The organism is Psychrobacter sp. 72-O-c (assembly GCF_904846605.1).
Classification (GTDB): domain Bacteria; phylum Pseudomonadota; class Gammaproteobacteria; order Pseudomonadales; family Moraxellaceae; genus Psychrobacter.
Genome location: NZ_CAJHBI010000032.1, coordinates 1 through 11,963, shown reverse-complemented (window position 1 = coordinate 11,963; position 11,963 = coordinate 1). Strand labels below are relative to the sequence as shown.

General features: G+C 43.7%; 8 protein-coding genes. All 8 read left to right on the top strand.

Annotated elements, in window-relative coordinates:
* The first annotated feature begins 251 nt into the window (after window positions 1-251).
* The gene (gene speB / locus JMX97_RS11090; RefSeq protein ID WP_201558135.1) at window positions 252-1,220 is read left to right on the top strand and encodes an agmatinase; all 969 of its coding nucleotides are present in this window, start codon (window positions 252-254) and stop codon (window positions 1,218-1,220) included.
* Window positions 1,221-1,556: 336 nt separating this feature from the next.
* Window positions 1,557-2,903, top strand: a complete 1,347-nt coding sequence (locus tag JMX97_RS11085; RefSeq protein WP_201558134.1) for a purine-cytosine permease family protein — start codon at window positions 1,557-1,559, stop codon at window positions 2,901-2,903.
* Complete coding sequence (locus JMX97_RS11080) at window positions 2,900-3,682, top strand: carbon-nitrogen hydrolase family protein (RefSeq protein ID WP_201558131.1); 783 nt, start codon at window positions 2,900-2,902, stop codon at window positions 3,680-3,682. Before JMX97_RS11085 ends, JMX97_RS11080 begins: the two co-directional genes overlap by 4 nt.
* Window positions 3,679-4,422, top strand: coding sequence for an MBL fold metallo-hydrolase (locus JMX97_RS11075; protein ID WP_201558130.1), 744 nt, complete (start codon window positions 3,679-3,681; stop codon window positions 4,420-4,422). Before JMX97_RS11080 ends, JMX97_RS11075 begins: the two co-directional genes overlap by 4 nt.
* A gap of 254 nt (window positions 4,423-4,676) precedes the next feature.
* Entirely contained in the window at window positions 4,677-6,389 is a 1,713-nt protein-coding gene (locus tag JMX97_RS11070) for a 5-guanidino-2-oxopentanoate decarboxylase (protein WP_201558129.1), read from the top strand.
* A 39-nt stretch (window positions 6,390-6,428) separates the two neighbouring features.
* Window positions 6,429-8,195 carry a D-lactate dehydrogenase gene (dld, locus tag JMX97_RS11065; RefSeq protein ID WP_201558128.1) on the top strand — a complete coding sequence of 589 codons (1,767 nt, stop codon included), beginning with the start codon at window positions 6,429-6,431 and terminating at the stop codon, window positions 8,193-8,195.
* A gap of 1 nt (window position 8,196) precedes the next feature.
* Window positions 8,197-9,603, top strand: coding sequence for a YjiH family protein (locus tag JMX97_RS11060; RefSeq protein ID WP_201558126.1), 1,407 nt, complete (start codon window positions 8,197-8,199; stop codon window positions 9,601-9,603).
* Between the two features lie 166 nt (window positions 9,604-9,769).
* Complete coding sequence (locus tag JMX97_RS11055) at window positions 9,770-11,281, top strand: aldehyde dehydrogenase family protein (RefSeq protein WP_201558124.1); 1,512 nt, start codon at window positions 9,770-9,772, stop codon at window positions 11,279-11,281.
* Window positions 11,282-11,963: the final 682 nt, after the last annotated feature.

Genomic DNA, 11,963 nt, shown 5'->3' with positions numbered 1-11,963 from the left:
GTATAATTTTTAAATCAAGTAGTTACATTGTTTTTTAAACTATCAATACCTTTGTCTAGAGGTGTTCTGGTCATTTGACAGTTAATATACTTCTGAATATAAGTAATGACTATCACTTACTACGAAATATTAGAAGTTTACTTCTGAATTTTAACATGGTTTGAGTGCTTATATTTAGGTATTGTGAAGGTATGTAAAAGGATTGTTTATTCCAATAAACGGTACGATAAATACAATCAAGGATGTGATCTATGAAATTTAATCAACCGCTAAGCGGTAACGAGATGCCAAGATTTGGCGGTTTTGCTACTATGATGCGCCTGCCAACTCAGACTGATGCCCAAGGATTAGATGCCGCTTTTGTAGGTGTACCTATGGATATTGGCGCCTCAAACCGTAGCGGGGCAAGATTGGGCCCTAGACAAATTCGTGATGAATCTAGAATGATACGCCCTTACAACGTCGCTACTCGCGCAGCCCCATTTGAATCGTTACAAGTCGCCGATATTGGTGATGTGCCTATCAATACGTTTAACTTACTAAAAAGTATCGATATTATCGAGAAATTTTATACCGATAAAATTGTCAGTCATGACGCCATCCCAATGACCTTGGGCGGCGATCATACGATTGCGTTACCGATTTTACGGGCACTGGCCAAAAAACACGGCCCTGTAGGCATGGTACACATAGATGCCCACGCTGATATTAACGATGATATGTTCGGTGAAAAAATTGCTCATGGCACACCATTTCGCCGTGCTGTTGAAGAAAATTTGCTTGATGGAAATCGGGTAGTACAGATTGGTTTGCGTGGTACCGGTTACAGCGCTGAAGAGTTTGATTGGTCAACTCAGCAAGGCTTTCGCGTCGTACCTGCTGAGGAATGCTGGTACAAGTCACTGGCACCCTTGATGGCAGAAGTGAGAGAAAAATTAGGGGATGGTCCGGTCTATTTAAGCTTCGATATTGATGGTATTGATCCGGCATTTGCTCCTGGCACCGGAACGGCTGAAATAGGTGGCCTGACATCAACCCAAGCGATAGAAATTATTCGCGGTATGCGTGGATTAGATGTGGTTGGCTGCGACTTAGTAGAAGTATCACCACCTTATGATCCATTTGGTAACACCTCTGTGCTAGCGGCAAACTTACTGTTCGAGATGCTGTGTATCTTGCCAGGTGTGCGCTATGACGAAAAGGTTAAGGCTATTTACTAAGAACCGTTTGGTTGGTAGCTGCTCGTTATTACAATGCCAAAGACAAGATAGAACGAACCTTTAGAACCCTTTTAAAGGTTCGTTTGGGCTTAGTTTTCCTTGCATAAATTATCGCTAGTCCTTGTAGCTGCGTTAATGAAACCCAGAAAAATTATACTATTATAAGAAGTTTAATATTACTAAATAAAAGTTGGAAAGGGTTATCGATAGCATCCTATTGGCTAGCTTTATAGCATATTATAGTTTCCCAATTCGGTACATCCATGGATAGTTCTATCGTCACCAGTGCATTCAATTTACTGGTATTAATACGTAATTCGGTTAAGGAAGACCGTAATGAGCAAATCATCTTCATTTTTTGGCCAAGACACGTTGTCCCCAGATAACACTGGACATAGTCTAGGGTCGCTTGGTACGTTCGCTTTATGGTTCGGCGCTAATATAGTCGTTACTACTATTCTAACCGGCATGTTATTAGTACCCGACTTACGGTTTACCACTGCTATAACGATTGTACTAATTGGCTCATTGATCGGTGCGATTCCATTGCTGTTAGTTGGTCTCATGGGTCAACGCACAGGACTGCCTTCGATGGCACTGACTCGCAGAGCTTATGGGCCGCTCGGTAGTAAAATGATCTCATTGGTGAACATGGGAGTGCTGATTGCTTGGAGTTGTATTCAAGCTCTGCTTGCCGGCATGAGTCTCAACTATGCTATTGAGGCCACTACCGGCTATAGTAATCTGCCCCTGTTTGTTATCTTATGTGAGACCGTCGTAGTACTAATTGTATTACGAGGTCATCTCGGTATTGAACTTGTCGAGCGCTGGGCAGCACTGGCCATGGCAGGATTAACTGTCATAGTACTCTATCAACTTTATCAACATTATGATGTATCGGCACTCTTTGACATGCCGATTGAGTCTCGCAATGGAATTACTTTAGGTATAGCCTTTGATATCGTTATTGCTACTGCATTTTCTTGGATGTCTTCGGCAGCGGACTACAACCGCAACTGTAAGACCTCACGCATTGCAATATGGGCCACCTATTTTGGTTATATCATAGCAGCTATAGTTGCTATGGGCTTAGGTGCTACGATTTCAGGACTTTCAATATTAAACGGGTTGGAACAGACTTATGATCCAACGCGCTTGCTTGCAGAATTTGGCTTTGGTTTGCCTGCCGCATTAGTTATTTTCTTTTCAGTAATGACAACCAATGTTATGGCAGTCTATAGCGCCACTTTGTCATGTATGAATGTCGCCCCTAGCATGAGTTTTTGGAAACCTGCATTGATAATCGGCTTAGTTACTATTTTTGGCGCGTTGATTCCAGGTATTTTAGATCAGTTTCAAAATTTCTTATTATTAGTAGGCGCACTCTTTATTCCTGCATTTTCAGTAATGATTGTTGATTACTATCTCATCGGTCAAGAAGGGTATACGGCCAAGCTTCTTGATTCTAGTCGTCAACTAGGACGTCCTACTGCAAAGATTGCAGTCGGCGCTTATCTAATTGGCGCGGCCCTCGCTGCTTACTGGGCGTTAATTTCTCCGCCACCTTTTGGCGCTTCATTACCGGTCTTTATCATCACTGGTGGACTTTACTGGTTAGGAGCTAGATTACTTACTCGGCCTAATGCTTCTATCAAATCAGCTCAAGAGGAACCCTTATCATGAGATTGATGCTTGCGCAAACTAATCCCGTACGGGCTGACCCATCTGCCAATCTAGAGGCCTTTGAGGACCTTTGCCAATTAGCAGTAGCCGCAAAAGTAGATCTATTGGTAATGCCAGAGCTGGCATTGACTGGCTACAATATCTTTGAGCGCCTTGATACCTTGGCTGAATCAGTAGACGGGCCTATCGTCACCCAAGTTGCCAAACTCGCTATTAAGTACAATTTACATTTACTGTTCGGTCTTGCTGAACGTCACTCTGATGGGCAGTTGACCAACTCTGCTATTTTGTTAGACGGCAGTGGCAAGCGTCTCGCCACTTATCATAAGCGTCAGCTATGGGGCCGCGAACATGAATGCTTTACTGCTGGTAAAAAATGCTGCGTAGTCGACACCCGACTTGGACGATTGGGATTAATGATCTGTTACGATAACGAATTTCCAGAAGTAGCGAGAGAGCTTGTTCAAGAAGGTGCAGAGATTATACTGTCGCCTACCGCTAATATGATACCAAATGCGGAGCGCCAAATACTCCAAATTCGTGCCCGAGCAATGGACAATCAATGCTTCGTCGCTTGTATTAATCGCTCCGGTATAGAAGGCAATCTGCATTACTGCGGAAACAGTCTCGTTGCTGGCCCTGATGGTGAGGTATTAGGGAGACTTGGCATTGATTCTGGTATCTTGATAGTAGATATCGACCTAGCCCGAATCAACGAGAGTCGCAGTCATCAAGACTACCTCAAAGATCTACATAACCTTAATGGAGCTAGCTCATGAATGAGAGTTCTCTACCGCGTATTGAACCGGAAAAATGGTATCGAACCCAAAATATGAGCGACGGTATTACACTAATTGACGAACCATGGATCAAACCGTTTTTTCGCTGTAATCTCTGGCACGTACGAGGGAGCAAATGCGATTTACTAGTAGACTTCGGTTTAGGTGCTGTACCCTTACGTCGTCATGTCGCTCTGCTAACTGAACGCGAAATAATTGGCGTAGCGAGTCACACCCATTTCGATCATATTGGTGCAGCGAGCGAATTTGATTGCTGTCACATCCATTCTGCTGAGGCCGATATTCTTGCTGCACCAGATAATGCTCGCACCTTAGCTGATATGTTTGTAAATGACGAGATGTTTGACGGCTTACCCCCAGCGCCCTATGCGCATTGTGGCTATCGAATTCCCGCACCAGCGAAGATCATGAAACTCGAAGATGGCGACATGATTGACCTAGGAAACCGGCAATTTGAGGTGATTCATACACCAGGACATTCACCTGGTGGTATTGCCCTATGGGAGGCAGCTAGTAAAACTTTAATCTCTGGCGATCTAATTTACGATGGTCCATTAATTGAAGATACTTGGCATAGCAATCTATCTGACTATGCTCGTAGCATGCGGCGCTTAAATGCATTACCTGTTCGTATCGTTCATGGTGGTCATTTTCCTAGTTTTTCAGGTAAACGTCTAAATATCATGATTGATGATTGGCTACGACATCATGACTTATGATCCAATCTATGTGCTAGCGGCAAACTTACTGTTCGAGATGCTGTGTATTTTGCCAGGTGTGCGCTATGACGAAAAGGTTAAGGCTATTTATTAAGAACCGTTTGGTTGGTAGCTGCTCGTCATTATGATGACCAAAATAAAACAGAACGAACCTTTAGAACCCTTTTAAAGGTTCGTTTAGGCTTAGTATTTAATAACTATTAAAAACTAATAATTAATTAAACATTCAGTGAATTTTTTAGGACGACTTACTTATGACGCAACCGATACAGACGCCAACAGCGGCCACGCCGCCAACTATTCCATCGCTGACTTGCGGAGAGCTATTAGTAGAGTGGCTGCAATATTACGGGGTAGAGACCGTATTTGGTATTCCTGGCGTACATACCGTAGAGCTATATCGTGGCTTACCGAATACCAATATTCGTCACGTTACGCCGCGTCATGAGCAAGGTGCTGGATTCATGGCCGATGGCTATTATCGCGCTTCTGGCAAAATTGGGGTTTGCTTTATTATTACTGGCCCTGGTATGACCAATATCATGACCGCCATGGCGCAAGCAGCGGCTGACTCTATACCGATGCTAGTAATTTCTAGTGTCAATAAAATTGATAATACGGGCAGCGGCGAAGGACACTTGCACGAACTGCATGATCAGCAAGGCATGGTAAGTAAAGTTGCACTGTTTAGCAAAACCATTTGGCAACCTGAAGCTTTGCCTAAAGTCATCGCTGAGGCCTTTGCCTTATTTAATGGTGCGCGTCCAGGTCCGGTCCATATTCAGTTGCCTATTGATGTAATCACAGCAGATGCCAGTCATGTAGCCAAGCCACCTGCAAAAAATGACACCGACTCAAATAATTTAATGTTGCCTCAGGTAATGAGACCACTTCCCAATCCAGGGCAAATGGATTTAATTATTGAGTGTCTAAAGACCGCAAAAAATCCGGTCTTACTTTATGGTGGCGGCTGCGTTGCTGTGGACGATGATGCTCAGAAACTAGCAGAGCTCATAGATGCCCCGACATTTTTGACCATTAATGGCAAAGGTCTATTGCCACCGGATCATCCTTTAAGTTTGGGTAGCAATCAGTCGTTGGAAGCAGGTCGAGCGCTCATCGCTGAGGCAGATTTAGTATTAGCAATTGGTACTGAACTTGGCGAAACCGATTACGATGTAGTGTTTGATGGGGGCTTTCGTATTAATGGCACGCTCATTCGTATTGACTGCGATGCGCAGCAGCTACAACGTCCGTTTAGAGCTGATATTGCTGTATTGTCTGATGCTCAAATGGCGATTACTGGATTGTGCGAGCGCTTAGAAAATAAAGGTTTAGATCATAAAGCCAAAGAGCAAGTAGCACAGGTAAAACAGGCACTGATAGAGTCTATGCCAGCAAGCTTTGCCGGTCAAAATGGCTTACTTAAGCTGATTCGAGATGAGGTAAAAGACGTCATTATCGTTGGTGACTCGACACAGCCTGTCTATAGCGGCAATCATGGCTTTGAGGCTTTAGGTACTCGCAAGTGGTTTAATTCATCGACCGGGTTTGGCACGTTGGGTTATGGCTTACCTGCCGCTATCGGTGCCATGCTAGCGACAGATGATCCGGTGATTAGTCTAATAGGCGATGGCGGTATTCAGTTTACGATAGCTGAGCTCATCTGTGCCACAGAGCTTGAGCTGCCATTGATTGTATTAGTGTGGAATAACCAAGGCTATGGAGAGATTCGTCGATATATGGAAGAGCGGGGGCTGCCGTCAATTGGGGTCAATATTAAAACCCCCAACTTTGAGCCATTAGCTGCAGGCTTTGGAGCCGGCTATCGCAGAATTACTGGGAAACAGCAGTTAATAGAAGCTCTGCAACAGGATATTAAAGGACAGCAACCGATTATTTATGAAGTCGATGAAGCCGATGACTTCATTGCTGAGATGGGTAAGACCTTTACTTATTTTAGCTAAATGCGCTGAGATTTAGTCGATCAAGGGAGAGCGTCTATAGTGTCACATTCTAAAAACTCGTCTCGCTTATTAGCTGACCTTATAGCTGATTTTATAGAAGCGATTGGGCGCAAAAACGTGCTGACAAAACTGAGCCAACAACAAGCTTACGTTCACGGAATAATTAATGATGACGCCGCGCCTCAAGTGCTGGCAGTAATCGTTCCGCATTCGTTAGTAGCGCTGTGGCGCGTTATTAATATCTGTGCAGCGGCTGATGCCATCATTGTTGCTCAAGCCGCTAATACTGGGCTTACCGGAGGATCAACACCTTTTGGCGACTATGATCGGCCGGTGGTAGTGATATCCATGCAGTTATTAGGGGGTATTCATCTTCTTAACGATGCTACAGAGGCGATTGCCTTACCTGCTGCCACCCTACAACAATTAGATTCTACCTTAGCCCCTATGGGTCGTGAGCCGCATTCAGTATTAGGCTCTAGCTGTGTCGGTGCGTCAGTGATTGGTGGCATTTGCAATAGCTCAGGCGGTATGTTGGTTCAGCGCGGTCCTGCTTATACCGAGATGGCCTTATACGCAAGACGCAGCGCATCAGGGACGTTTGAGCTTATCAATCATTTAGGGTTAGCGCTCGGCGATACGCCAGAAGATATGCTAAATAATTTGCAGTCAGGCCAATTTGGTGAGGTCGATCAGGTTGACAGTCAAATTGATAAAAGCCTAGACAGCGCTACAGCTGATAGAGCTTGCGCAAACCATCACTATCAGAATAAGGTCCGCGATTGCGAGTCCTCTACACCTGCAAGATATAACAATGATCCTAGTGGTCTATTCGAAGCATCTGGCTCAGCAGGGAAGTTGATTGTATTTGCCGTCAGAGTGGCAACATTTGCTAAAACCACTCAAGAGCAAACTTTTTACATCTCTACTGACCAGACCGAAGCTTTAACCACGCTAAGACGAAAGTGGCTTAAGAGTGAATTGAGCTTGCCGGTCTTGGCAGAGTATATGCATAAAGGTTATAACGACATCACTTTGCGCTATGGGCGAGATACTTGCCTCAGTATGAGTCAATTGCCGGCTAGTAAAATAGGCGCCTTGTATCGACTGCAAGCTAAAATTGGCTATTATTTGGAGAAATGGCATCTGCTACAGACTTTGCCAGATCGTCTGCTACAACTGGCGTCTACCTTTATGCCAGCTTCGTTACCTAAACCGCTTGCCAATCAGTCTCGTGCTTATAAATACCATCTAATTATCAAAGTGGCTGATGACAATATTGATGCCGCTCAAGCATTTTTGCAGTCTCATATGCAGCACTATGACGGGGCATTACACACGTGTACCCCGAAAGAGGGAGCAGCGTTGTTGGTATTTCGCAGTGCCGCAACGGCTGCCATGTTTCGCTATCACAATCTAAACCATAAAGATTTTGGCGAGCTGGTCTCTACAGATATCGCTTTGCCTAGAAATGCCATAGATTGGGATGAGACGTTACCAAGGGATTTACAACAACAAGTTAAAAACTGTTTTTATCTGGGACATTTTTTTTGTCATGTTATGCATCAAGATTATCTCTTGCACCCTAATGTCGACGCAAAAATGTTCAAGGAAGAACTACTGAATTTTTATGACCAGCGCCAGATCGAATATCCCGCTGAGCACAATGTGGGTCATATTTATAGTGCTAAGTCTGCATTAAATACTTTTTATAAAAAACTAGATCCGACTAATTCGCTGAATCCAGGGATTGGTCAGACAGCTAAATGGAAGAATTGGCGCTCAACGCCTTTCATGGAGGAATAAAATGACGGTTAATATCACAAAATCGCAGCAGCCAGTGTTAGGTACTAATGCTGTCGACCCAAGAACGCCACAAGGAGAGAAATGGCGAGCGTCGATGTGGAAGTTTATGTTATTTTCAGCGCTGGGTATCGCGCTATTTATCATTCCCTTTCAATGGGATGGCAAGGTCACAATCCTACTCGGGGTGTTAACGGATACCTTACAAGGACTGATAGGCGGTTATGTTGCTTATGTCGTGCTGGGAATAGTGACGACCTCCTTTGTAGGGGCACTAGCGATGAAAGTATTGCGACCTAACTTGCCTGAAGATTCTCTATTAAAAAGTATGTTCGACGTCGATTGGTTCTGGCTAGCAGCGCGCTTTTTAGGGACGCTATTTATTTGGATGATCTTTTTACAAATAGGTCCTGAATTCATTATTAATCGTAATACCGGTGGGGTTATTTTTGAAGATCTAGTTCCAATTTTGATTCCGTTGTTCTTTTTTGCGATTTTATCTTTACCATTCTTGACCGATTTTGGTTTGATGGAATTTTTAGGAACATTAGCCAGTAAAATGTTTGTCAAATTATTCAAACTACCGGGACGCTCAGCCGTTGACGCGATGTCTTCTTGGTTTGGGGCAGCCTCAATTGGTTTGCTGGTCACGATGCAAGAGTATGACAAAAGCTTCTATAGCCAACGTGAAGCGGCCATTATTGCCACTACCTTTTCAGTGACTTCGATAGCCTTTACTTATGTGGTGGCCAAAACAATCGGCGTGGATAATAACTTTGTCTTCTTTTATCTAACTATAGCTCTGACCGGTTTTATAGCGGCTATTATCATGCCACGTATACCACCGCTGTCATTAAAACCTGATACCTACCATTCTGGTAAGTGTATGTTGGATGAAGAGATTCCTGCTCAGTATAGTACCTATCAATGGGCCATCAATCGCGCCGTGACACGCGCACATTCTATGCCGAGTTTAGGTAGTGTATTCAAAAATAGCTTAAAGAACTTGTTTGATATTTATTTTGGACTTATTCCGGTCATTTTTGCTATCGGTGTACTTGGTTTAGGGTTGGCAGAATACACCCCTGTCTTTGATTGGTTGGCCACACCTTTAGTACCGCTGCTTGAGTTATTAAGAATTCCAGAAGCTGCTGATGCGGCGCCTGCTATGATTATGGGCTTTGCTGATATGTATCTGCCAGCTTTGGTTGGCCAGAGTATTGAAAGTGAGATGACCCGATTTATTGTTGGGGCGGCATCTATCACCCAAATTATTTATATGTCTGAAGTGGGCGCGCTAATTTTAAAGTCAAATATTAAGCTTAATGTATTAGAGCTGTTTATCATCTTTATTATCCGTACGCTAATCAGCTTAGTGGTTATTACCTCAATTGCACATTTGCTGTATTAATTATTAGCGCACTACTATTGATACAATCGCGATCACATCAATAGAAGCTAGCCTCAATAAAATCGATCTAATTTTATAAATCATAAAGTTAGACCGGTTACTAATATATTAACTTTAATGACGAACAGAATATTCTATTAAAAATAATTAGAGGTAGCATCCAGCCATGGCAATCACAAACCCTGAAGATATAACAAGAGCTGCAGCAAAAAAGACGGCTCAAAATGAGGTGGTACTAAATTCTGCCTATATAGATGGTGAATGGATAGATATTGTCCCGTTATCCGCCAGTGGTGAAGAAGCCAGTCACCATTCTTTGTATGATCCAAGCTCAGCCGAAGTCATCGCCACCACTCAATTGTGTAGCAAATCGCAGGTAGATGCTGCTGCTACTGCCGCGTCTAAAGCATTACTGTCATGGTCACAAACCACAGTAAGCGAGCGTGCTGACTATTTAAACGCTATTGCGGCCGTTATGGAGCAACAGTTTAATAAGTTGGTCGGGTTGTCAGTTTTAAATAGCGGTAAACCAATCGAAGAAGCAAAAATAGATGTCGGCGATGCCATCGCTTGCTATCGGTACTATGCCAATCTGATTGTCAGTCAATCAACCTTGACTGAGGTCACCATCAATGAATCGGGCATTCGATTACTCAAAACATTAGCACCTATTGGCGTCTGTGCACTCATCGTACCTTGGAACTTTCCTATGGTAACGACCTCTTGGAAACTAGCGCCCGCTCTGGCTGCTGGCTGTACGGTAATTTTAAAACCGTCTGAGGTGACATTATTACCAGAATTAATGCTGGGCAATATATTGTCTGCTATCGGCTTACCAAAAGGGGTGGTCAACATCCTTCCAGGCGCTGCCGAAGTAGGAACCGCGATGACCAGCCACCCACTGATTGATAAAGTTTCTTTCACGGGCAGTAATGGGGTTGGCGAGAAGGTTATGATCCAAGCGGCCAAAGGTATAAAAGATATCAGTCTGGAGCTTGGTGGCAAGTCCGCCATTATCGTTCGCGCTGATGCCGACATAGACCATGCCTGTGATCTAATCATTGGGGGTATATTTACCAATGCCGGTCAGATATGCTCTGCAACCTCAAGGCTATTAGTTCATTATGATATCGTTCAGAAACTGTTTGCACAGTTAAAGATTAAAACACACAGCCTGCAAGTGGGTGATGGTTTTGATCCTGATACGCAAATGGGGCCACTAGTCAGTCAGCAGCAACTCACGCAAGTACAAAAATATCTGGATATCGCAACGATAGAAAACCTTGAATGTCTGACCAGTGGTAACGCATTGGATAAACAAGGCTATTTTGCTAGTCCAACAATCTATATAAATGTATCAACAGACAGTCAGTTATGGCAAGAAGAAATATTTGGACCGGTACTTGTCAGTACAATCTTTAAAGATGATGCCGAAGCCATTCGCATGGCAAACGACAGCAAATTTGCATTGGCAGCGACCATTGTTAGCGCTGATGAACAAGCAGCGTTAGAGATGGCATTGCAAATTCAGGCCGGACATATTTGGATTAATGAGCAACAAATCGTCCTTCCTGAAGCAGGCTGGGGCGGATTTAAGCAAAGTGGCATTGGCCGCGAGCTGGGCAAGGATGGTCTGTCAGCTTATCAACAGAGCAAGCATATTTTGCTTCCCAACTAATCGCATTAGATAGAATTAATAGTCAGCTGCTAGGTTCTACTGGTAAGTCTCCGTCGTCAGTCAACGCTATCCTGAAGCAGGCTTTCATGCCATCTTTAGGGTAGCGTTTTATTTTATGGGTGTTTTTATCGTCTAATCAAATAGCGCCGTAAAACCACGTCACTTCTAGGGCGTGGATATCAGGCGTCAGCCATTGTCGTCTAATCTGGTGTAATGGACAAAATTCATGCTGTCGTATAGGTTAAAGCTATATACTGTCTGTATTTGCAAGGAATCAAAGCCATGAATCAAAAAACTGCCCTTTTTGTGGTGAAAAACACACCAAGAAGAACGGCCACAAACTAGGCAAACAGCAGTACCAATGCTTAGCCTGTAAACGGCAGTTTTTAGGGGGTAAAAGACTAAATAATCCCCTGCTTTGGCAAGAATACACGCAAGGCAAACAAACTTACAAACAACTGGCTGACAAACATCAATGCAGTATTAAGACCATTCAAAGGCGGTTGGATAACGTTAAAATCCAATACAAGATTCAGCTGCCCCATCAGGCTAATATTGTCATGGATACTACTTACTTTGGCAGACAATTTGGTCTCATGGTATTTATCGACAACAGTACTAAAGCGGTCTTATATTACAAAATAGTCAGCCATGAGACCAACACTGCCTACAAGCAAGGCAT

Bases quoted from the DNA above. Each gene is read 5' to 3' on its own strand.
- speB (WP_201558135.1), top strand. From the start codon at position 252: ATGAAATTTAATCAACCGCTAAGCGGTAACGAGATGCCAAGATTTGGC.
- JMX97_RS11085 (WP_201558134.1), top strand. From the start codon at position 1,557: ATGAGCAAATCATCTTCATTTTTTGGCCAAGACACGTTGTCCCCAGAT.
- JMX97_RS11080 (WP_201558131.1), top strand. From the start codon at position 2,900: ATGAGATTGATGCTTGCGCAAACTAATCCCGTACGGGCTGACCCATCT.
- JMX97_RS11075 (WP_201558130.1), top strand. From the start codon at position 3,679: ATGAATGAGAGTTCTCTACCGCGTATTGAACCGGAAAAATGGTATCGA.
- JMX97_RS11070 (WP_201558129.1), top strand. From the start codon at position 4,677: ATGACGCAACCGATACAGACGCCAACAGCGGCCACGCCGCCAACTATT.
- JMX97_RS11060 (WP_201558126.1), top strand. From the start codon at position 8,197: ATGACGGTTAATATCACAAAATCGCAGCAGCCAGTGTTAGGTACTAAT.
- JMX97_RS11055 (WP_201558124.1), top strand. From the start codon at position 9,770: ATGGCAATCACAAACCCTGAAGATATAACAAGAGCTGCAGCAAAAAAG.